The 20087-nt window shown below is 65.4% G+C and carries 17 protein-coding genes; 7 read left to right on the forward strand and 10 right to left on the reverse strand.

The window, feature by feature from the left end:
* Window positions 1-2 precede the first annotated feature (2 nt).
* Window positions 3-935 (forward strand): transglutaminase family protein, encoded by a 933-nt coding sequence (locus TSH64_RS15750; RefSeq protein WP_109446270.1) that lies wholly within the window; start codon window positions 3-5, stop codon window positions 933-935.
* An 11-nt stretch (window positions 936-946) separates the two neighbouring features.
* On the opposite strand, the gene TSH64_RS15755 is transcribed toward TSH64_RS15750, so the two are convergent.
* From TSH64_RS15755 to TSH64_RS15775, 5 genes are all read right to left on the reverse strand, one after another.
* Window positions 947-1327, reverse strand: a complete 381-nt coding sequence (locus TSH64_RS15755) for a response regulator (protein ID WP_109446272.1) — start codon at window positions 1325-1327, stop codon at window positions 947-949.
* Window positions 1320-2891 carry an ATP-binding protein gene (locus tag TSH64_RS15760; protein WP_109446274.1) on the reverse strand — a complete coding sequence of 524 codons (1572 nt, stop codon included), beginning with the start codon at window positions 2889-2891 and terminating at the stop codon, window positions 1320-1322. Before TSH64_RS15760 ends, TSH64_RS15755 begins: the two co-directional genes overlap by 8 nt.
* 194 nt (window positions 2892-3085) lie before the next feature.
* Window positions 3086-4693 (reverse strand): peptide chain release factor 3, encoded by a 1608-nt coding sequence (locus TSH64_RS15765; RefSeq protein WP_109446276.1) that lies wholly within the window; start codon window positions 4691-4693, stop codon window positions 3086-3088.
* 160 nt (window positions 4694-4853) lie between these two features.
* Window positions 4854-5894, reverse strand: coding sequence for an aspartate-semialdehyde dehydrogenase (locus TSH64_RS15770; protein WP_109446278.1), 1041 nt, complete (start codon window positions 5892-5894; stop codon window positions 4854-4856).
* Between the two features lie 287 nt (window positions 5895-6181).
* Window positions 6182-8680, reverse strand: coding sequence for a glycogen/starch/alpha-glucan phosphorylase (locus TSH64_RS15775; RefSeq protein WP_109446280.1), 2499 nt, complete (start codon window positions 8678-8680; stop codon window positions 6182-6184).
* Window positions 8681-8921: 241 nt separating this feature from the next.
* On the opposite strand from TSH64_RS15775, the gene TSH64_RS15780 reads away from it, so the two are divergent.
* Both TSH64_RS15780 and TSH64_RS15785 read left to right on the forward strand, forming a co-directional pair.
* Complete coding sequence (locus TSH64_RS15780; protein WP_199237566.1) at window positions 8922-9383, forward strand: GNAT family N-acetyltransferase; 462 nt, start codon at window positions 8922-8924, stop codon at window positions 9381-9383.
* Window positions 9384-9864: 481 nt separating this feature from the next.
* Window positions 9865-10338: a sigma-70 family RNA polymerase sigma factor gene (locus tag TSH64_RS15785; RefSeq protein WP_085089358.1), complete on the forward strand. Its 474-nt coding sequence runs from the start codon at window positions 9865-9867 to the stop codon at window positions 10336-10338.
* A 183-nt stretch (window positions 10339-10521) separates the two neighbouring features.
* Here TSH64_RS15785 and TSH64_RS15790 read toward each other — a convergent pair whose 3' ends face one another.
* Window positions 10522-11382: an SDR family oxidoreductase gene (locus TSH64_RS15790; protein WP_109446284.1), complete on the reverse strand. Its 861-nt coding sequence runs from the start codon at window positions 11380-11382 to the stop codon at window positions 10522-10524.
* Between the two features lie 365 nt (window positions 11383-11747).
* Here TSH64_RS15790 and TSH64_RS15795 point away from each other — a divergent pair, with 365 nt between their 5' ends.
* Together TSH64_RS15795 and TSH64_RS15800 are read left to right on the forward strand one after the other, a co-directional pair.
* Window positions 11748-11957: a hypothetical protein gene (locus tag TSH64_RS15795; protein WP_247872967.1), complete on the forward strand. Its 210-nt coding sequence runs from the start codon at window positions 11748-11750 to the stop codon at window positions 11955-11957.
* A gap of 109 nt (window positions 11958-12066) precedes the next feature.
* Entirely contained in the window at window positions 12067-13554 is a 1488-nt protein-coding gene (locus TSH64_RS15800) for a hypothetical protein (RefSeq protein ID WP_109446288.1), read from the forward strand.
* A gap of 46 nt (window positions 13555-13600) precedes the next feature.
* On the opposite strand, the gene TSH64_RS15805 is transcribed toward TSH64_RS15800, so the two are convergent.
* The gene (locus TSH64_RS15805) at window positions 13601-14947 is read right to left on the reverse strand and encodes a tetratricopeptide repeat protein (RefSeq protein WP_109446290.1); all 1347 of its coding nucleotides are present in this window, start codon (window positions 14945-14947) and stop codon (window positions 13601-13603) included.
* A 666-nt stretch (window positions 14948-15613) separates the two neighbouring features.
* Here TSH64_RS15805 and TSH64_RS15810 point away from each other — a divergent pair.
* Window positions 15614-16225, forward strand: coding sequence for a lytic transglycosylase domain-containing protein (locus TSH64_RS15810; protein WP_247872968.1), 612 nt, complete (start codon window positions 15614-15616; stop codon window positions 16223-16225).
* A gap of 85 nt (window positions 16226-16310) precedes the next feature.
* On the forward strand, window positions 16311-17153 hold the full coding sequence (rlmJ, locus tag TSH64_RS15815; RefSeq protein ID WP_109446294.1) for a 23S rRNA (adenine(2030)-N(6))-methyltransferase RlmJ: 843 nt from the start codon (window positions 16311-16313) through the stop codon (window positions 17151-17153).
* Window positions 17154-17277: 124 nt separating this feature from the next.
* On the opposite strand, the gene TSH64_RS15820 is transcribed toward rlmJ, so the two are convergent.
* The 3 genes from TSH64_RS15820 to TSH64_RS15830 all read right to left on the reverse strand — a co-directional run bounded on the left by TSH64_RS15820 (window position 17278) and on the right by TSH64_RS15830 (window position 20065).
* Window positions 17278-17940 (reverse strand): phasin family protein, encoded by a 663-nt coding sequence (locus TSH64_RS15820; protein WP_109446296.1) that lies wholly within the window; start codon window positions 17938-17940, stop codon window positions 17278-17280.
* A gap of 237 nt (window positions 17941-18177) precedes the next feature.
* Entirely contained in the window at window positions 18178-19173 is a 996-nt protein-coding gene (locus TSH64_RS15825; protein ID WP_109446298.1) for a branched-chain amino acid ABC transporter permease, read from the reverse strand.
* 4 nt (window positions 19174-19177) lie between these two features.
* Complete coding sequence (locus TSH64_RS15830; RefSeq protein ID WP_109452701.1) at window positions 19178-20065, reverse strand: branched-chain amino acid ABC transporter permease; 888 nt, start codon at window positions 20063-20065, stop codon at window positions 19178-19180.
* Window positions 20066-20087 lie beyond the last annotated feature (22 nt).

Here is a 20087-nt window from a genome sequence, read left to right on the forward strand (position 1 = left end):
CGATGACGCCTCCGCCCTCCGCTCCCGCTTCCGGCAGCAGCGGTCTTTCCACCCGCTATCGCCTGCGCCATGCCACAGCCTACGACTATGGCGAGGATGTGCCGATCTCCCACCATCTGCTGCACCTGACCGCCCGGCCGCACCCGCGCCAGCGTATCCGGCGCAGCCTGATGACCATCGACCCGGTTCCGGCCGTGCGGACGGAGCGGGTCGATTATTTCGGCAACACCGTCACCTACGTCGCCGTGCAGGAGCCGCACCGGACTTTCTCCGTCATCGCCGAAAGCGAGGTGGAGGTGTTCGATCCGCCAGCATTGGCGCCTGACGACTCGGCAGGGTGGGAGCATGTGCGCGACAGTCTGCGCGGCCTGACCGGGCCGGACGACGGTGCGGAGATCACGCAATACTGCTTCGACAGCGCGCTGGTCGCTTCCAGCCCCGAACTGCTGGATTATGTCCGGGGCAGCTTCACGCCGGGCCGTCCGGCGGTCGCGGCGGCCATCAGCCTGATGAACCGCATCAACCATGAGTTCGCCTTCGATCCCACGGCCACGACGGTCGCGACTCCGCTGGCGGCCGTGATGCGCAACCGCCGCGGCGTCTGCCAGGACTTCGCCCATATCGCCGTCGGCTGCGCCCGCGCCATCGGATTGCCGGCGCGCTATGTCTCGGGTTATCTGCGCACCCTGCCCCCGCCCGGCCAGCCGCGGCTGGTGGGCGCGGACGTCAGCCATGCCTGGGCCTCTGTCTGGTGCGGGGCAAGCGCCGGCTGGCTCGACATCTGCCCGACCAACGCCTGCATCGCCAACCGCGACTTCATCACGATGGCCTGGGGACGCGATTACGACGATGTCAGCCCGGCCCGCGGCGTCCTGCTTGGCGGCGCCGGGCATGGCCTGACCGTCAGCGTGGACGTCGAACCGCTGGAAGACTGAAGGGAAACGCCTCAGGCCTCCAGCGGTATGCCCAGCATACGGTGCAGCGTGGTGCAGATGGTGCGCGGGTTGACCGGCTTGCTGAAGATCTCCAACGGCTTCCAGCGCTCCTGCTTCAGGTCGCTGTCCTCCGTCAGGTAGCCGGTCATCACCACCACCGGCAGGGTGGTGTCGCGTTCACGGATTTCCCGGATCAGCGTCTCGCCATCCATGCGCGGCATGCGCAGGTCGGTCACCAGCGCGTGGATCCGCTCGCTGGCAAAGCGCTCCAGCGCCTCCGCCCCATTGGCGGCGACGGTCACCCGGAAGCCCTTGAAGGACAGGAAGTCCTCCAGCGCCATGGCTGCCAGCACCTCGTCCTCCGCGATCAGGATATGGAACCGATCAGGCATGCGAGAACTCCCTGTCGACTGAGGAGACCGGCTGGCTCGGCAGCGTGATGGTGAAGCGGACGCCGCGGCCTCCCCCCTCCAGATCGACGTTGCGCGCTTCGATCCGCCCACCCATGCTGTCGATGATTCCATAGCCGATCGACAGCCCCAGGCCGGATCCCTTGCCGACCTCCTTGGTGGTGAAGAAGGGATCGAATATCTGTGGCAGCACCGCGGGATCGATCCCACCGCCATCGTCGGTTACCTGGATGACCACGCTATGCCCGTTGGGATCGTCGCCGACCGCCACCATGATGCGTCCCGCTGCTCCACCCGTTGCACGAAGCGCGATGATCGCATCGCGCGCGTTCGAAAACAGGTTGAGGATCACCTGCTCCAATTCAAGTGGCCGTCCGGATACCGCCAGTTGCGCCGCCCAGCCTTTCTCGACGATCTCGATGTCTTCCTGACGATATTGATGGCGGACAAGCTCGACCGCACTCTGAACGCAGTCGGCGGGATGGAAGGAGCGCATGCTGCCGCCGTCCCGCCGGCCAAAGGTGCGGACATGGTCGATCAGCTTGCCCATGCGCTCGGTCTGCTCGATCACCAGCTTCAACGCCTTCTCCGCGCGGGCGGGTTCGAGCAGATTGTCATGCAGGCGGACCAGGGTGTTTTCCGTCCACAGACGGATGATGTTCAACGGCTGGCTCATCTCGTGCGCCATGCCGGCAGCCAGCGTGCCCAGTGTCGCCAGCTTGGAGGTTTGGATCACCTCTTCCTGCAAGCGCTTGCGTTCGGTCACGTCGCGGCCGCTGCCGAGGATCTGGACGACCCGGCCGGCGGCGTCCTTGACCGGCACCAGCATGGTGTGGAAGACGCGCTGGCCGGCCGGCATGTCCAGCGTCTCTTCGTAATCGATGGCTTTGCCGCTGTCGCGGCAGGAGGTGTAGCGGGGAATGACCAGATCGGCCAGTTCCGGCTTCACCGCATCCCGGACACGGCGATCGCGCATCTGTTCGGGGTCCAATCCGCCGATCCGCGCCAATGCCGGGTTGATGGCTTCATAGGCGAAGTCACCGTCGGGAAGAACCTGGACGATGAACAGCGCCTCGCCCAGATTGTTGAAGAAGCCCGAATAGCGGGCCTCCATTTCGCGCCGGGTTGCCACCTCCAGCGCCAGCGCGCGGTTGCTGGCCTCAAGCTCCCGCGGGCTTGGCAGGGCCAGCAGGCGCGGCATCAACCACCAGAGCGCCGCCGCCGTCGCCAGCGACGCGAAGGCGGTAATCAGCTTCACCAGACCTTCGAGCACATAGTCGGGTGTCCACAAGGTCCAGACCGACAGGAAATGGGTGGTGCCGCAGGCGATGATGAACAGCGCAAACAGCAGCGCCATCCAGCCGAAGGCCACGTCGCGGCGGCGCATCACGAAATAGATCAGGGCCACCGGAATCGAGAAATAGGACAGGCCGATCAGTACATCCGACGCGACATGCAGCATCAGGATGTCGGGGCGCCAGAGCAGGCAGACCCCATGGGGAACGAAACCGCCGGTGTCCAGAAGCTCTTCCAATCCCACGGCCATGTCCGCCTCTTTCCCAACGGTGCCCGTCCGACGGAGGACGTTGATTATGCGTCGAAACCATCTGACACATCGGCACACGTTCCGCCACCGGACCGACTCCGTCAAGCCGTCAATCCGCTAGGGTGGGTCTTTGAGATTTCTCTACTGAAAGGACGCCCGCTTCGCGGCCAGGGCCACGAGAGCGGGCGTTCGCGTCACGCGGCGGTGTGGACCTTGCGGTTCTGCTCGCGTGTCTTCAGGAAGCGCAGCGCAGGGAAATCCTCCTGCGCGCGGTTCAGGTGCCAGGCGTTGCGGGCGAGGAACACCAGCGCGCCGTCATGGTCCTCGGCCAGGGCCGAGCGGTTCAGCTCGATGAACTTTTCCAGCTGAACCTTGTCGTCGGTCTCGACCCAGCGGGCGGCGTCCAGCCCGGCACCCTCGAATCGAGCGGCGATGCCGTACTCCGCCTCGATGCGCGAGGCCAGAACCTCGAACTGCAGCTGGCCGACGACACCGACGACCCAGTCGGCGCCGGTCAACGGCTTGAACACCTGCGACGCGCCCTCTTCGGCGAAATGCTCCAGCGCCTTGCGCAGGTGCTTCACCCGCATCGGATCGTCGGGGCGGACACGCTGCAACAGTTCCGGCGCGAAGCTCGGCACGCCGGTGAAGCGCAGATCCTCGCCCTCGGTCAGCGTGTCGCCGATGCGAAGGCTGCCATGGTTGGGGATGCCCATGATGTCGCCGGGCCAAGCCTCCTCCGCAACCTCGCGGTCGCGGGCAAGGAACAGGACGGCGTTGTTCACCGCCATCAGCTTGCCGGAGCGGATGTGCTTCAGCTTGGCACCGCGCTTGTAACGGCCGGAGCAGAGACGGACGAAAGCGATGCGGTCGCGATGGTTCGGGTCCATGTTGGCCTGGACCTTGAACACGAAGCCGGTGACCTTCTCCTCGTCCGGCTCGACGGTGCGCGGATCGGCGGGCTGCGGGCGCGGCGGCGGGGCATTCTCCGCCAGGCCCGACAGCAGCTCGCGCACGCCGAAATTATTGATGGCGGAGCCGAAATAGATCGGAGTCAGATGGCCGGCGCGATAAGCCTCCAGATCGAAGGCCGGCATCAGGCCGCGCGCCATCTCCACCTCTTCGCGCAGCTTGACGACGGCGTGGGCGGGAAGCAGTTCGTCCAGACGGGGATCGTCCAGGCCGTTGCACTCGATGCCCTCGTCGATCTCGTCGCCCTTGCTGCGGTCCATCAGAATCAGCCGGTCGCGGATCAGGTCGTAGCAGCCCAGGAAATCGCGGCCCATGCCGATGGGCCAGCTGGCCGGCGTGACCTCCAGCGCCAGCGCGCTCTCGATCTCCGAGATCAGGTCGAAGGGATCGCGCGCCTCGCGGTCCATCTTGTTGCAGAAGGTCATGATCGGCACGTCGCGCAGACGGCAGACCTCGAACAGCTTCAGCGTCTGCGCCTCGATGCCCTTCGCGCCGTCGATCACCATCACCGCACTGTCGACCGCGGTCAGCGTGCGGTAGGTGTCCTCCGAGAAGTCCTCGTGGCCCGGCGTGTCGAGCAGGTTGAAGGTACGCCCGTCGAAATCGAATGTCATGACGGAGGCGGTCACCGAGATGCCACGCTCGCGCTCCACCTTCATCCAGTCCGACTTGGCGCGCCGCTGCTCGCCGCGCGCCTTGACGGCACCGGCCATCTGGATGGCACCGCCGAACAGCAGCAGCTTTTCCGTGAGCGTGGTCTTACCGGCGTCGGGGTGCGCGATGATGGCGAAGGTCCGACGGCGGGAGACGGCGTCCTGAAGTTCGGACATGCGCAGAATCCCGTGACTTGAAGGCGTTATACGGTACGAACGGCGAAAGGGCCGGCAGGCGAAACACGCCCATCGGCCCCCGTCGCATTACATAGCAGTGACTGCCCTGGGATTCCAGAGCCTTGGGATCGGCACCTGGGATCGACCTTGGCCGGTCGCCTTACAGCGCCAGCTCGGCGATCTGCACCGCGTTCAGGGCGGCGCCCTTCAGCAACTGGTCGCCGCAGACGAACAGGTCCAGGCCATGGTCGCCGAAGACGATGTTGGTGCGGATGCGGCCGACCTCGACGTCATACTGGCCGGTGGCGTTCAGCGGCATCGGGTAGGCGCCGTTGGCCGGATCGTCCACCACCTTCACGCCGGCGGCATCGGCCAGGACGGCACGGGCGGCGTCGGGCGTGACCGGCTGGATGGTCTCCAGCGTGATGGCCTCGGAATGGGCGCGGTAGGTCGGGATGCGGACGGCGGTGCAGCTGAGCGGCAGGTCCGGAACCTCCATGATCTTCCGCGTCTCCCACGTCACCTTCATCTCCTCCTTCGTGTAGCCGTTCTCCTGGAAGGCGTCGATCTGGGGGATCAGGTTGAAGGGGATCGGGTGGCGGAACACGCTGTTGGTGACCGGCTTGCCGTCCAGCTGGTTGCGCGTCTGCTCTTCCAGCTCGGCCATGCCCTCGGCGCCGGCGCCGCTGGTCGCCTGATAGGTGGAGACGATGGCGCGCTTGATGCCGAAGGCCTTGTGCAGCGGACCGAGCGCCACGACGGCGATGGCCGTGGTGCAGTTCGGGTTGGCGATCAGGCGCGACCCGGCAGCGTACGCCTCGCGGAAGACGTGGGCGTTGATTTCCGGAACGATCAGCGGGATGTCGGCGTCGTAGCGGAAGGCGGAGCTGTTGTCGATCACCAGCGCGCCGGCCGAGGCCAGATCCTTGGCGTGCGCCTTGGCGAAATCGCCCGACACCGCCAGCAGGACAACGTCGTACCCCTTCACCACCGCGGCATCGAAGGCCGTCAGGGTCAGGGCGCCATAGGGGGTCTCCTGCACCTTGCCGGCGGACCGCTCGGAGGCGAACAGGCCGAGTTCGGCCACCGGGAAGTTGCGGTCGTGAAGGACCTTGACCATCTCGCGGCCGACGGCGCCGGTGGCGCCGACCACGGCGACGCGGAGGGACTTGGAAGAAGCGGAGGCGTTGCTGCTGCTCATGGCGGGGTTCCGTCCTGTCTATCGCACTGTTGATCGGACCGGCCTATCGGTCGTTCGGACAGCGGACCCCGGATACGACGAGGCCCCGTCCGTTGTCCGGCGGGGCCTGCCTCGTGGAAGAAACGCTGGTCGATCCGATCAGCACGCACCACGACGCTGCCCGCCGAAGCGAGTCGCTTTTTTGGTCGTAGTGATGGTGATGGCCTTGCGGTTCATGACGCCTTCTTATCCGAACGCGCAGGCATTGTAAAGCACCTGCGCGTTCGCCCTTTCAGAAATTACCGGCTTTACCGGAAGCCCTCGCCGTCATGGCTCGGCTTGACCGGGTGTACGTCCCAGACCTCTCCGGCATACTCGTTGACCGTACGGTCGGACGAGAACCAGCCCATGCTGGCGGTGTTCAGGATGGCCTTGCGGGTCCATTCCTCCGGATCGCGGTATAGCTGCATCGCCGCGTCCTGCGCCCGGCAATAGTCGGCGAAGTCCGCCGTCACCAGGAAATGGTCGCCGCCGTCGGTCAGCGCCTGGACGATGGGGTGGTAGCGGTTGCGGTCGTCCGGCGAGAAGGCGCCGGTCGAGATCATGTCGAGCGCCCGCTTCAGGCTGGGGTTCGACGCGATCACCTCGCGCGGGTTGAAGCCGCCGCTGGCGCGCAGGTCGTTCACCTCATCCGCGGTCATGCCGAAGATGAAGATGTTGTCCGCCCCTACATGCTCGCGGATCTCGACGTTGGCGCCGTCCAGCGTGCCGATGGTCAGCGCGCCGTTCAGGGCCAGCTTCATGTTGCCGGTGCCCGACGCCTCCATGCCGGCGGTGGAGATCTGCTCCGACAGGTCGGCGGCCGGGATGATGATTTCCGCTGCGGTGACGTTGTAGTTCGGCAGCAGCACGACCTTCAGGTTGTCATGCACCGATGGGTCGTGGTTCACCACCTTGGCGACGTCGTTGATCAGTTTGATGATCAGCTTGGCCATGTGATAGGACGGCGCCGCCTTGCCGGCGAACACCTTGGTCACCGGAACCCAGCTGACCGTCGGGTTGTCGCGCATCTCGTTGTAAAGCGCGATGGTGTGCAGCACGTTCAGCAGCTGGCGCTTGTATTCGTGCATGCGCTTGACCTGCACGTCGAAGATGCTGTCGACCAGCACCTCCTCGCCGGTCTGGCGGGCGATGTAGGCGGCCAGACGCTTCTTGTTCTTGCGCTTGGCCCGGCGGAATTCCTCGCGGAACACCACGTCGTCGGCCTTCTCGCGCAGTGCCGCGATCTGCGACAGGTCGGAGATCCAGCCCTCGCCGATGCGGGTGGTGATCAGCTCCGACAGGGCCGGGTTGGCCTGCTTCAGCCAGCGGCGCGGGGTGATGCCGTTGGTCTTGTTGTTGATGCGGTCCGGGAATTCCTCGTGGAAGTCGGCGAACACCGTCTGCTTCATCAGGTCGGTGTGCAGGGCCGACACGCCGTTGACCTTGTGCGAACCGAGGAAGGCCAGGTTGCCCATGCGGACGCGGCGCTCGCCACGCTCATCGATCAGCGACAGGCGCGACAGCTTGGCGTTGTCGCCTGCCGCCTTGGCCTTGGTGCGGTTCAGGAACTTGGCGTTGATCTCGTAGATGATCTGCATGTGGCGCGGCAGCACCCGCTCGATCATCCGCACCGGCCAGGCTTCCAGCGCCTCGGGCAGCAGCGTGTGGTTGGTGTAGGCAAAGGTGGCGCGAGTGATCTCCCACGCGTCGTCCCAGCGCAGGGCGTGCTGATCGACCAGCAGGCGCATCAGTTCGGCGATGCCGATGGCCGGGTGGGTGTCGTTCAGCTGGATCGCCGCCTTGTTGGGCAGGTTCTCGAAGGTGGTGTGGTGCTGCAGATAACGGCGCAGGATGTCCTGCAAGGAGGCGGAGGTGAAGAAATACTCCTGCTTCAGCCGCAGTTCCTTGCCGGTCTCCGTCGCGTCGTTGGGATAGAGGACGCGGCTGAGATTCTCCGACAGGATCTTCTGCTCGACCGCCTTCATATAGGCGCCGTCGTTGAAGTGGCCGAAGTTGAAGTCGCGGGTGGCGCGGGCCGACCACAGGCGCAGCGTGTTGATCGTCTCGCCGCCGAACCCGACGACCGGCGTGTCATAAGCCATCGCCAGCACGCGGTCGGCATCGACCCAGCGGTAGGCGCGCTCGCCGACGCTGTCGCGGAACTCCTCGACGCGGCCGTAGAACTGGACCGGATACAGCACCTCCGGACGGGCGAATTCCCAAGGGTTGCCGAATTGCAGCCACTGTTCGGGATATTCGACCTGCCAGCCGTTCTCGAAGCGCTGCTCGAACAGGCCGAACTCGTAGCGGATGCCGTAGCCGTACCCCGGCAGGCCCTGCGAGGCCATGCTGTCGAGGAAACAGGCGGCCAGGCGGCCGAGGCCGCCGTTGCCGAGCGCCGCATCCGGCTCGGCGTCGACCACATCCTCCATCGACAGGCCGAGGCGGTCGAGCGCCTGACGGCACTCGTCCACGATTCCCAGGTTCGACAGGCTGTTGGTCAGCAGGCGCCCGATCAGGAATTCCAGGGAAAGGTAATAAACGCGCTTGGCGTCTTCATGGTAATAGCTGCGGGTCGTGTCCATCCAGCGGTCGACGACGCGGTCGCGCACGGCCAGCGCCACGGTGTGGAACCAGTCGCGGCGCGTGGCGGCGCGGGCATCCTTGCCGACCGAATAAACCAGCCATTCCAGGAACGACCGTTTGAGGCCATCGACATCAAGGCTGCGGCGTTCGATGTCGCGAGATTTGAACCGAGCGTCCATGTCCTGACTTTCTGCGTGAAAGGCCAATAGGAGCGGGCGGCTGGAAGGACGGCGCTCCGTATATGGGGGAAGTGTCTGCCCTGTTGGTTAAGCAAAGCTTTCCCAGATGGAGCATACCGTCGTTTCGCTGTGGTAAAAGGGAGTAGGTTGTCATCCCCTCCCCTATTTCCCACCAACGATGCGTCACGAATCCGATCCTGTCCACTGCGATGCAGCATGCATCGGCATCCGCCGCGCCGAAATGGCCGATATTCCTGCGCTGCTGGCGATCGAGGAGCAGAGCTTCGCGACCGACCGGATGACGCAGCGCAACTTCCGTTATGCGATCCGGCAAGCAAAAGGTGTGGTGCTTGTGGCATACCGCCAAGTACCGAAGGTGCAGGAAGCGTCGCTTGCCCATCAGCCCGGTGCCTATGGGGTTGTCGGTTTCCACGCCGGGACGCCCTTCGCCCGGCTGACCTCCTTCGCCGTGGCCCCCGACGAACGCGGGCAGGGACTCGGCCGCAGCCTGCTCGCCGCCCTGGAGAAAGCCACCGCCAACCATGGCTGCCGCGGCATGAGGCTGGAGGTGCGGGCGGACAATGCTGCGGCAATCGCCCTCTATACTGCTGCCGGCTACCGCCGTTTCTCCGTCTATCCGGATTATTACGAGGACGGAATGGCGGCGCTGCGCCTGGAAAAGCTGCTGAGTCCCGGCCACTGACTGTTGCAGGGTCGCACCGGCATCCGCGTTCGATGGTGGTAAGCCCGGCAAGCTGAACCTGGACCGGAATCGCTGGATTCTGCCACCGATGTCACTCTTTCCGAATCCTGCGGTGGAACATCCCCGGCGCACGGTGCGTTTAGCTCCCGACACGATCAACGACGGGCAACAACGGGACCGCCTCAATGACGCCACCGCCGACCGGATCGTTCCGCAACACCCCGCAGGGGCAGCCGACCCGCGCCGGATGACGGGCCGGCCCCTGGGCAGCCGGGAGACCATCCCCAGGATGCCCTGAACGCCCGCTCCCTGAACGCTCAAGATCGAAAAAGCACTGTCAGCCCTTCGAACCGGCGGCGCCGCCCGTGCGCGCCGGAAAGCCCAACGCCGTCCCCGCTCCGCGCCCCGCCTGACCGCGACGGGTGCCGCCGCCGACCAGGCCGGCGGGAGACGTACACAGACCGTGGAGGAAGGAAAGACCATGGCGTACTCGTTCGAGAACGAACTGATCCGCTGCATGCCGAACCTGCAGCGCTATGCCTGCAAACTGACCCGTGACGCCAACGCCGCAGAGGACCTGCTGCAGGACTGCCTGGCCCGCGCCTTGTCGCGCCAGCATCGTTTCGAACCCGGCACCAACATGCAGGCATGGCTGACCACCATGCTGAAGAACCTGCACTTCAACAACCTGCAGCGCGACCGCCATGTGACGAAGGTGGAACTGTGGGACGGCGCCATGTCGGTCGATGCGGCGCAGATGTCGAGGTTGGTTTTCCGCGATGTCGACCGCGCTTTTTCCTCCCTCACCCCCAGCCAGCGCAAGGTCGTCAAGCTGGTCGCCATCGAAGGGCGTCCTTATCAGGAAGCGGCGGAGACGCTGAATGTGTCGATCGGCACCATCCGCTCGCGCCTGTGCCGGGCGCGGGAACGGTTGAACAACCTGATGACCGCCTGATCCACCGGAAATCCTCCACGTCGGCGCCACGTCAGCGCCAAATCGGTCATGAACGCCCTCCGCAGTTCCCCTGCGGGGGGCGTTCGCGTATACCCGCCGGGGGGCCTGGAGACACCGACAGCGTCGGATGACCAGGGGGAAGCTCCGGTGCCGCTGGCGTCGAGGCCTTCCACCTGCTGTCCGTCAGCCATTCACAACGGTGCCGCCATTCGGGTGCAGCACCTGACCGGACATATAAGAAGAGTCATCGGACGCCAGGAACACATAAGCCGGCGCCACCTCGTCCGGCTGGCCGGCGCGTTTCATCGGCACGTTGCTGCCGAACTTCTCCACCTTCTCCTCGTCGAAGGTGGACGGGATCAGCGGGGTCCAGATCGGACCGGGCGCCACCGCGTTGACGCGGATGCCGCGGTCGGCCAGCGACATCGACAGCGACCGGGTGAAGGCGACGATGGCCCCCTTGGTCGCGGAGTAGTCCAGCAACTCCGGACTGCCCTTGTAGGCCGTGACCGAGGTGGTGTTGATGATGCAGCCTCCCTCGCGCATGTGCGGCAGCGCGGCCTTCACCATATGGAATTGGCCGAAGATGTTGGTGCGGAAGGTGCGCTCCAGCTGTTCGGCGGTGATGTCCTCGATCGATTTCTGCGGATGCTGTTCGGCCGCGTTGTTGATGACGATGTCGATGCGGCCATGCTCGCCGACAAGCTGCTCCACCGCCTTGCGGCAGATCTCCTCGTCGCCGACGTCGCCGCTCAGGATGGTGCAGGGTTGACCTTCGGCTTCGACCAGCCGGCGGGTCTCACGGGCGTCGTCATCCTCGTTCAGGTACAGGATGCCGACCTTCGCACCCTCACGGGCGTACAGCACGGCGATGGCCCGTCCGATGCCGCTGTCGCCGCCGGTGATCAGCGCAACCTTGTCACGCAGCTTGCCACTGCCACGATAGCCGGGCCGGGTTTCCGAGGGCTGCGGTACCATGGGACCTTGATGGCCGGGCCGGGTGTCCTGATGCTGGGGCGGCTGCCTGCTTTCCTGTTGAGCCATAGGTATTCTCCTTGGTTGGCAAGCCGTTCGGGTATGGATGGGATGAGTTGCACATTCACAACAAACCCCAATGCACGGCGTTCCTCACAGAAGAGCGCCGGAACAATCGGCGACATTGCCTTGTTACTTGGCCGGGCGACGCGAAAGAGGATGGCAGTGCCGGATTGCTCGCCTCGAAAGTGAGCAATGATCGCGCCGTTTGTCGGACTGGTATGGCGGAGGATCATGCCCATAAGATGGGATAGGGGTCCTTTCGGCCGAACCGTCCGCCAGCGGTGGAGCCACCGGACGTGTCACGGTTGATCGTGTCCCAGGGGAGAACCCCGGCGACCCATCCGGGAACGACAGAGATGAAGCGTGTAACGATGACCGATATAAACGCCTATCTGGACGGCGCCCTGGACGACCGGGAGCGTGCCGAATTCGAGAGCGTGGTCGAGAGCGATCCCGACGCCAAGGCGCTGCTCGCTCAGCATCGCCAGCATGTCGAGGAGCTTCATCGCCTTTACGACCCAGTCTTGAGCGAAGAGGTGCCCTCCCGAATGCTGGAGCTGCTGCGCAAGCGGAACGGCTGACGGCCCTCCGGCGCGCCCCGCGTTATTTTCTCTCCGTCCGGCAGCACATTGCGCTATTGCATGCGGCAGGCCCATCTTTGGGGGAGGGGCCGGTTCGGACGGATGAAGCATGGCGCCCAGACGAGCGGAGCCGAGCATCCTGCTCGGCCCAATCCTGTATTTCCGTGGAGAACAGCGCGACCGCTGGTGGCTGTCGGCGCTGTTCGTTCTGGATGGGGATGTCGAGCCTGACGATCTGCGGGTGGACGGCGTCACCCTGCCCGTCCCGCCGCGTCACCTGATGGTCTGGCGCCGCCGCCAAGTCTGGCGCTTCGACTTCGCCGTTCCCCGCGGCATGCGCGACACCGATGTCACATACGGTTTCCCTGGCGGTCCCCGCTGGAACGTGATCGTTCCGGGCCGTCATTCATTTCCCCGCCTCGCTATTCTTTATGGAAGCGGAACGAGTGAAGATGCCGGTCCCGACGCCAATGCGCCGACCGCTCTCTGGCCGGACCTGATCTCCCGGCATACCGCCGACCGCTATCACCTGTTGGTTCAGGCAGGCGGGCAGATCGATGGCGACGCGGTGATGTCAGCCTCCGCCCAGGCCCGGGGATTGCTGACGGATGCCTCCCGACGGCTCGGCCCCGCCCTGCCTGGTGTGGCGGAGGAGCTGATGACCGCCGGCTTCGACCGGATGCTTCGGGTCTGGAGCGGTGCCGCCGCGGCGTCGGCGCTGGCCTCCATTCCGTCGGTGATGATGTGGGATGGCGCCGATCTCGGCCGTCTGCTGGCGGGCGCCTGGAGCAGCCGGGATGAGGGCGACTCCACATCGCGCAGCCTGCGTCCGTTGCTGATGGCGGTGCGGCGTCAGGTCCAGCTGTTCCAGACCGGGTCGGTGGCGGACAACCCGCCGGATTGCCTGTGGGGGTCCGCCTGCGGAACGCTGGCGCAGGGCTTCGTCCTGGGCGAAGCCGGCCTTCTTGCCCTCGATCTGTGGACCGACCGCAACAGCCGGCGCCTGCTGTCCGAACGGGACTGGAGCCTGCTGCCCGATTGGCTCGACCGCTTCGCCGGATGCCGGCATCTGATCCTGGTCAGCGGTGGGCCGCTTTTGTCTCCAGCCGCCGCCTTGCTCGACCTCCTGGCAAGCGCAATCCCGGACCGGATGCGCAACCGACTTGGCGACCGGCTGGGAGACCGTTTGTCGTCGATCGGACGCCATGCCGATTGGGAGCGGATGCTGCGCACCCTGGGCGATTTTTCCCGGCGAAGTGGCTGCCGAATCACCGTCGCATCGCGTGGCCTTGCAGACGGAGCGGGAGCGCGGGGCGTGCTGCGCGGTGGCGGGCTGGAGATGTGGCAGCTCTTTACCCCCACATTCACCGCGACCGGCCGCCCGGTCGGTTGGCGCTCGCGACTGGCTGAGCCACTGGCGATCCGCCCCGACCATCCCCTGCCGGCCCACCGATTCGAGATGCCGCCCTTTGCGGAAAACGGGCGACGCCTGCTGCGGGGGGCCGGATGGATCGCATGCAGCTTCGATTCGAAGGGTCAGCTGCATGCCCGCTGGTGCCTGCCCGGCGATGGCGGCCGGTACACCCAAGCCATCTGATTAGGGGCATCCGCCAAAGAGAATGTCGAGGTTTGCGGCGCCTCTCCTATGGCACCGCCCGCTCCACCACGAACAGCAGGCCGGGAACCGGCACGCCCTTCTCCCGGCGCGGAGTGCAGGGCTCCATCAGGCGGATCGTGAACCCGGCCATGCGTGCAGTTTCCCGGACATAGCCCTCGGCATGGGCATACCGCCGGGTGGCGCCGAGGACAAAGGGATCGACCGCCGCTTCGTCGGCCAGACGCTCCACGGTCGCGGCGAAACTGCCTCCCGGCGCCAAAGCGCGGGCCGCCGCGGCGAAGACGGCTGCGAGATCGCCGATATAGACAAGGACATCGGCGGCGACCAGCAGGTCCCAGCCGCCGGGCGTCCGCTCCATCGCCTCCACCACGTCGCCGACACTCAACTCATCATAGAGCATGCGCTGGCGCGCCTTCTCGACCATCCTCGGCGACAGATCGACCCCGGCCAGATGTGCGGCAAGCGGTTTGAAGGTCACCCCCGCCAGCCCGGTGCCACAGCCGAGATCGAGAATCCGCAATGCCGCGGCCCCGGGCATCGCCCGGTCGACCGCAGAGCGCAGCAGGTCCGGCGCCGCATAACCGAGCTTGCCGACCAGATCCTGATCGAAGCGGTCGGCATAGCGGTCGAACAGGGCGCGGACATAGGCGGCCGACAGGTCGGCTCCCTCCCCGGCTTCCAGGGCGGCGATCGACCGTTCGATCGCCGCCGCCTCTTCCCCCTCCGCGCGGTCCCGGGCGTGACGGAGGGCAGCCAGGGCCTTCACCGGTTCGCGAAGGACAAGCCAGTTGCGCCCCAACGCATGATGAACAGCCGGATCGCCCTCGTACCGGCGGGCGAGCGGCTGAAGCAGTTCGACCGCCGCCAGTGCATCGCCGGAAGCGGTCAGTGCGTCGGCCAGTGCCAGCACGGCATCGCGGTCGTTGGGGCGCAGAGCCACTGCCTCCCGGAACTCCTCCAACGCCTCGTCTGACCGGCCAAGTTCAGCGAGGCAGCGGCCGAGCCCGAGTCGGACCTGCGCCGAATCGCTGCGCTCCGCCGCCAGACTGTGGAAAAGCGCATGTGCAGCATCGATTTTGCCGCACTGCCGCAGCGCATCGGCAAGCATCGACCGCCATCCCCAGTTCCCCGGCTCAAGCGTGACGGCGCGCCGGAAACAGGCTGCGGCCTGCCCCGCCGGACCATGTCCGCCTTCGGCTTCGGCCAGTGCGGACCATGCTTCGCCGTTGGCGGGGTCGACAATGACGGTGGTACGGAATGCCAGCCCTGCACCGGCATGATCCCCGGCATAGAGCCGGTCATATCCATCCCGGAACATTTGATCGAGATTGTAGATTTGCGGCTCGTCGCCGAAGGAGGGATCCGCTGACACGGATGAATGTCCTCTGGTGTCGGGCTTCGGCCAGGGAGATGCCGCCGGCCCGGAGAACCCGCCTCCGCCCGCCATCGGGCCGTCCCGGGCGACGCTGCGGCTCCGCCAATCCCCAGGCATCCGAGTCCCGGGAAATAAGGCGGCGGAGTTTACTGCCGCAACATGCTGCGCTGCGCAAGGGGGGAACGAAAATCCTTCCGAAGTGTGATTCCGGCGACACGCGGTCGCAGTAGCCCTATTTGCGGACCCTGTTCAAAAGGATAGCGGACCCAGCTTGGCTAACCCTATCGTTATCGCCGGGAAATGTGGCAATTCAATGGCTTATTACCCATGTCGAAGGGCCTAAGCCGTCCGTTTCGGAGCCCGGCGTGACATCTGCCGGACGAAAGCTGTGGTATTACCAGGGTGCAAGCGGGTTGACGATGGATCAAATTTTTGGAAGTGTGGCCCCGGCGCCCAATTGGGAGGCGCTGAACATCTGGGTAGGAGGCGGTCGCCGTAAGCGACTCGGTGACCGGAACAACGGCCCCGCGCGGGGGGTCAAACAGCCGCCGTAGAACACGGGGCGACAGCAGAAGGAGGTTTGGGATGCGGGGACGAAATCAGCGCGTAGGCGCCACAGGGTGTGGACGCTTCGCACTGGCTGCGGGACTGCTGACGGCTTCCATGGCTGTCCTGACCGTTTCCGGCACGGCCCAGGCCCAAAGCGCGACCCAGTCGAAGGAAAGCTGCGTCACCCACGCAGTGGAAGCCGAGCAGAAGCTAGGCATTCCGTCCGGCATGCTGGTCGCCATCGCCCTGATTGAGAGCGGCCAGGACGGCGCGCCCCACCCCTTCGCGATGAGCGTCCAGGGTCGCCCCTATTATGCCCGCAACGTCAGCGACGCTGCCCGCCACCTGCGCGACCATCGCGGCCAGCTTCGCAGCAACACCTATGTCGGTTGCATGCAGCTTTCGGTCGCGTCTCACCGAGGCGAGTTCCAGCCGCTGGAAAAGATCGTCGAGCCGCGTGACAACGTGTTTTACGCCGGCCAGCTTCTCGTCCGCTTCCACGGCGAGGAAGGCAACTGGAAGACCGCGCTGACCCGCTACAACGGCAGCTCGGGCCGCCGCGCCCAGGCTTATGTCTGCAAGATCTGGCAGAGCCTGTCCGAACTGGACACGCAGAGCGCCAAGCTGCTCGCCTCCTCCCGTTGTGAAGACAGCGATCCCGTCAGTGTCGCCCCGCGCACCCGCCGCAGCTTCCGCAATGCCCAGCAGGTCGCGGCCATCAACTGACAGCCGACCAACCGATAGCCGTGCTGCGTGAAGGCAGCCGTGAGAGCGCTGGCGCGGCGCTGTCGGATCGGGTAAACCCCGACGCATGAACTACCGCCATATCTTCCATGCCGGCAACCCGGCCGACGTGATGAAGCACGCCGTCCTGGCGCTGATCCTGGATCATCTGCGCGCCAAGCCGGCGCCTTTCTGCGTGCTCGACACTCACGCCGGGATCGGCCGCTACGACCTGACGTCCGAAGCGGCCCGCAAGACGGCGGAGAGCGACGAGGGCATTGGCCGGCTGTTCGGCCATTCCCTTCCGCACCCTGCCCTGGCACCCTATCTCGGCGCCGTGCAGGCGCTGAACCCGGACGGGGCTCTGCGCTGGTACCCCGGTTCCCCCCGCGTCGCCCGCGCGGCCCTGCGCCCGCAGGACCGCATGGTGCTGGTGGAGCTGCACCCTGACGACGCCCACACACTGAAGGCCGAATTCGCCGGAGACCGCGCCGTCGCCGTCCATCAGTCGGATGCCTACGCAGCGCTGAAGGCCCATCTTCCGCCCAAGGAAAAGCGCGGGCTGGTCCTGATCGACCCGCCCTTCGAGCAGCCAGACGAGTTCGCCCGCATGGCGGAAGGGCTGGCGCTGGCGCACCGCCGCTGGTCCACCGGCATCTTCGCCCTGTGGTATCCGATCAAGGAACGCGCGGCTGTCTGGCGGTTCCAGGATGCGGTGGAGAAGACCGGCATTCCGAAAGTGCTGATCGCCGAACTGACCTGGCACCCCGAAGACACCCATCTTCGGCTGAACGGCTCCGGTCTCCTGATCGTCAATCCGCCCTGGCAACTCGACGAGACGCTCAAGGCGATGCTGCCGGCCCTGCACGACGCCCTGCCTTCCACCGGCGGCGGCACGGCGGTCAGCTGGCTGACGCCCGAGGCGTCGTAAGGAAAGCCAATTCGGGGGAAAGCCGGTCCAAGCGCAGAAAAAACCCCGGTCCTGTCGGGCCGGGGTTCAGTCAGGATGGAGACCGTTCGTTATCGATGACGTGCCGTCATCGGCGGCGCGGTGGTCAGAACCGGCGCTCCGCCTGCTGTGCCGCACCTTCCAGTCGGGCATTCAGCTTGCCGATGGCGGTGTTGGCGGTGTTGGCCGACAATTCGGAGATTTTCACGCTGCGGCTGAGGACCAGTTGCATGTTGTCCTTCAGCATGCGGCTCTGCGCGGCGTAGAAATCGGGGACGCTCCGGCTGCGCATCAGGGCGTTCATGCCCTCCGCGTTGCGGGAAGCGACCTCCTGGGCCAACCCCATCCATTCACGCCAGGCATTTTGGAGACCGTCGGCCAGCACGCTGCTGCACTGGGCCATGACGTCCATGGTCTCACGAGTCTGGCTCGCGACCTCGCCCTGGGCTTCCTTGGACAGGCCCAGAGCGCGCTGGAACTGCTCCGACGTACGGCCGGCGGCATCGGTGGCGGAACCCATCGCCGACCTGGCGGCTTCCGCGCCACGGCGGGTCATGTCGGCCCCGGCATCCATCGCCCTCTGTCCGGCATCCAGACCGGCATCGGCAGCGTGGACTCCCGTTTCCGTCGCGGCTCCACCGATCGAGCGCGCGGCATCGGCGGCGCGGCGGGTGGTGGTCTCGCCGGCGCGCGTCAGATCGTCGAGCGCGCCCCTCGCCAGATCGGCGGTGTCGCGCACACCGGGTGTGGTGTCCTTGTCCATAGCCATGCGGGATGCTCCTCGAATATTTTCGTCCGGGATGACGCTTCGTCCCATATCTCGCGTCGGCCATTTATGCTGCACCGCCGAACGAGTTCATTCCTATAACACCAGGAAAACAGAACGTTCCAGGACGCAAAATAATAGCGCCGCACACTTTCTTTCGAGGTATGCGATATTTTGAAATCGAACTGTCTTTTGTGTGAAACAGTTCTTATTCGATTTGATCCATCTTAATCAGCGCCGTTATCCGGAGCGGCTCTGCTTTCCAAACCGCGCCTGAATTTCCCCGGCAATGCCGCGGCGGAAGACCAGCACGCAAACGACGAAGATGCAACCGATCACCACCGGCACGGGAAGGCTTGTCGCCGCCAGATAATTCTCCAGTGTCACCACCAGAGCAGCTCCGATCACCGGCCCGGTCAGCGTGCCCATGCCGCCCAGCAGCGTCATCAGCACCACCTCGCCCGACATCTGCCACGTGACGTCGGTCAGCGTCGCCAATTGGAACACAATCGCCTTGGTGCCACCGGCCAGCCCGGCCAGCGTCGCCGACAGGACGAAGGCCATCAGCTTGTAACGCTCGGTGCGGTAGCCCAGGGAAATCGCGCGCGGTTCGTTTTCGCGGATCGCCTTCAGCACCTGCCCGAAGGGCGAATGCACGGTCCGCCAGATGATGGCAAAGCCGATCAGGAAAACGCCCAGCACCGTATAGTACATCGCCAGCGGGTTGTTCAGGTCGAAGACTTCGAACAGCACGCCGCGCGGAACCGCCTGGATGCCATCCTCGCCATGGGTAAAGGGCAATTGCAGGGCGAGGAAGAACACCATCTGGCTCAGCGCCAGCGTGATCATGGCGAAATAGATGCCCTGGCGACGGATCGCGATGCTGCCGAACAGGATGCCGAGGAACGCCGAGGCCGCGGTGCCAAGCAGAATCCCCAGTTCCGGCGACAGTCCCCACACCTTTACCGTATGGGCTGTGACATAGGCGGCGCTTCCGAAGAAGGCGGCGTGACCGAAGCTGAGCAGACCGCCGAAGCCGATCAGCAGGTTGAAGGCACAGGCGAACAGGGCGAAACACAGCACCTTCATCAGGAAGACGGGATAGAGCAGAAAGGGAACCGCCAGCAGCGCCACCAGCACGGCAAGGGCGCCGACCCGCGCCAGCGTCGACCCTGCAGCCGGCGCATGCACGGCCTTCCCGGATGCCTGGACGCCGCTTTGCGAATGAAGGCTCATGCGCTCACCTCTCCCGTCCGAACAAGCCGGCTGGCTTGATCATCAGCACCACCGCCATGATGACGAAGACCACGATGTTGGAGGCCTCCGGGTAGAACACCTTGGTCAGCCCCTCCAGCAGGCCAAGCCCATAACCGGTCAGCACGGCACCCAGGATCGACCCCATGCCGCCGATCACCACCACGGCGAAGACCACGATGATCAGGTTCGATCCCATCAGCGGCGACACCTGGTAGATCGGCGCCGCCAGCACGCCGGCAAGCCCGGCCAACGCCACGCCGAAGGCGTAGGTCAGCGTGATCATCCGCGGGACATTGATGCCGAAGGCCTGGACCAGCACCGGATTTTCCGTCGCCGCGCGCAGATAGGCGCCCAGCTTCGTCTTCTCGATGGCGATCCAGGTGCTGATACAGACAATCAGGGAGGCGACGACCACCCAGCCGCGATAGTTGGGCAGGAACATGAAGCCGAGATTCTGCCCGCCCTTCAGCGCGTCGGGGATGGGGTAAGGCTGCCCCGAGACGCCATACTGGTGGCGGAACGCGCCCTCGACGATCAGCGCCAGCCCGAACGTCAGCAGCAGGCCGTAGAGATGGTCCAGCTTGTAAAGCCGCGACAGCAGCGTTTTTTCCAGAACCACCCCGAACAGCCCGACGACCAGCGGCGCCAGCAGCAGCGCCCACCAGTAACCGATGCCAAGCTGGGTCAGCAGCAGCCACGCGACGAAAGCGCCCATCATGTAAAGCGCGCCATGGGCGAAGTTGATGACGTTCAACATGCCGAAGATCACCGCCAGCCCAAGGCTGAGCAGCGCGTAAAACGATCCGTTGATCAACCCCAGCAGAAGCTGGCCGAACAGCGCCTGGGGCGGAATGCCGAAAATCGTTCCCATCATGAGCGTCGCTCTCCCCAAC

Origin of the sequence: Azospirillum sp. TSH64, from assembly GCF_003116035.1 — a bacterium.
GTDB lineage: Bacteria > Pseudomonadota > Alphaproteobacteria > Azospirillales > Azospirillaceae > Azospirillum.

Bases quoted from the DNA above. Each gene is read 5' to 3' on its own strand.
- TSH64_RS15750 (WP_109446270.1), top strand. From the start codon at position 3: ATGACGCCTCCGCCCTCCGCTCCCGCTTCCGGCAGCAGCGGTCTTTCC.
- TSH64_RS15755 (WP_109446272.1), bottom strand. From the start codon at position 1,327: ATGCCTGATCGGTTCCATATCCTGATCGCGGAGGACGAGGTGCTGGCA.
- TSH64_RS15760 (WP_109446274.1), bottom strand. From the start codon at position 2,891: ATGGCCGTGGGATTGGAAGAGCTTCTGGACACCGGCGGTTTCGTTCCC.
- TSH64_RS15765 (WP_109446276.1), bottom strand. From the start codon at position 4,693: ATGTCCGAACTTCAGGACGCCGTCTCCCGCCGTCGGACCTTCGCCATC.
- TSH64_RS15770 (WP_109446278.1), bottom strand. From the start codon at position 5,894: ATGAGCAGCAGCAACGCCTCCGCTTCTTCCAAGTCCCTCCGCGTCGCC.
- TSH64_RS15775 (WP_109446280.1), bottom strand. From the start codon at position 8,680: ATGGACGCTCGGTTCAAATCTCGCGACATCGAACGCCGCAGCCTTGAT.
- TSH64_RS15780 (WP_199237566.1), top strand. From the start codon at position 8,922: ATGGCCGATATTCCTGCGCTGCTGGCGATCGAGGAGCAGAGCTTCGCG.
- TSH64_RS15785 (WP_085089358.1), top strand. From the start codon at position 9,865: ATGGCGTACTCGTTCGAGAACGAACTGATCCGCTGCATGCCGAACCTG.
- TSH64_RS15790 (WP_109446284.1), bottom strand. From the start codon at position 11,382: ATGGCTCAACAGGAAAGCAGGCAGCCGCCCCAGCATCAGGACACCCGG.
- TSH64_RS15795 (WP_247872967.1), top strand. From the start codon at position 11,748: ATGACCGATATAAACGCCTATCTGGACGGCGCCCTGGACGACCGGGAG.
- TSH64_RS15800 (WP_109446288.1), top strand. From the start codon at position 12,067: ATGGCGCCCAGACGAGCGGAGCCGAGCATCCTGCTCGGCCCAATCCTG.
- TSH64_RS15810 (WP_247872968.1), top strand. From the start codon at position 15,614: ATGGCTGTCCTGACCGTTTCCGGCACGGCCCAGGCCCAAAGCGCGACC.
- rlmJ (WP_109446294.1), top strand. From the start codon at position 16,311: ATGAACTACCGCCATATCTTCCATGCCGGCAACCCGGCCGACGTGATG.
- TSH64_RS15820 (WP_109446296.1), bottom strand. From the start codon at position 17,940: ATGGCTATGGACAAGGACACCACACCCGGTGTGCGCGACACCGCCGAT.
- TSH64_RS15825 (WP_109446298.1), bottom strand. From the start codon at position 19,173: ATGAGCCTTCATTCGCAAAGCGGCGTCCAGGCATCCGGGAAGGCCGTG.
- TSH64_RS15830 (WP_109452701.1), bottom strand. From the start codon at position 20,065: ATGGGAACGATTTTCGGCATTCCGCCCCAGGCGCTGTTCGGCCAGCTT.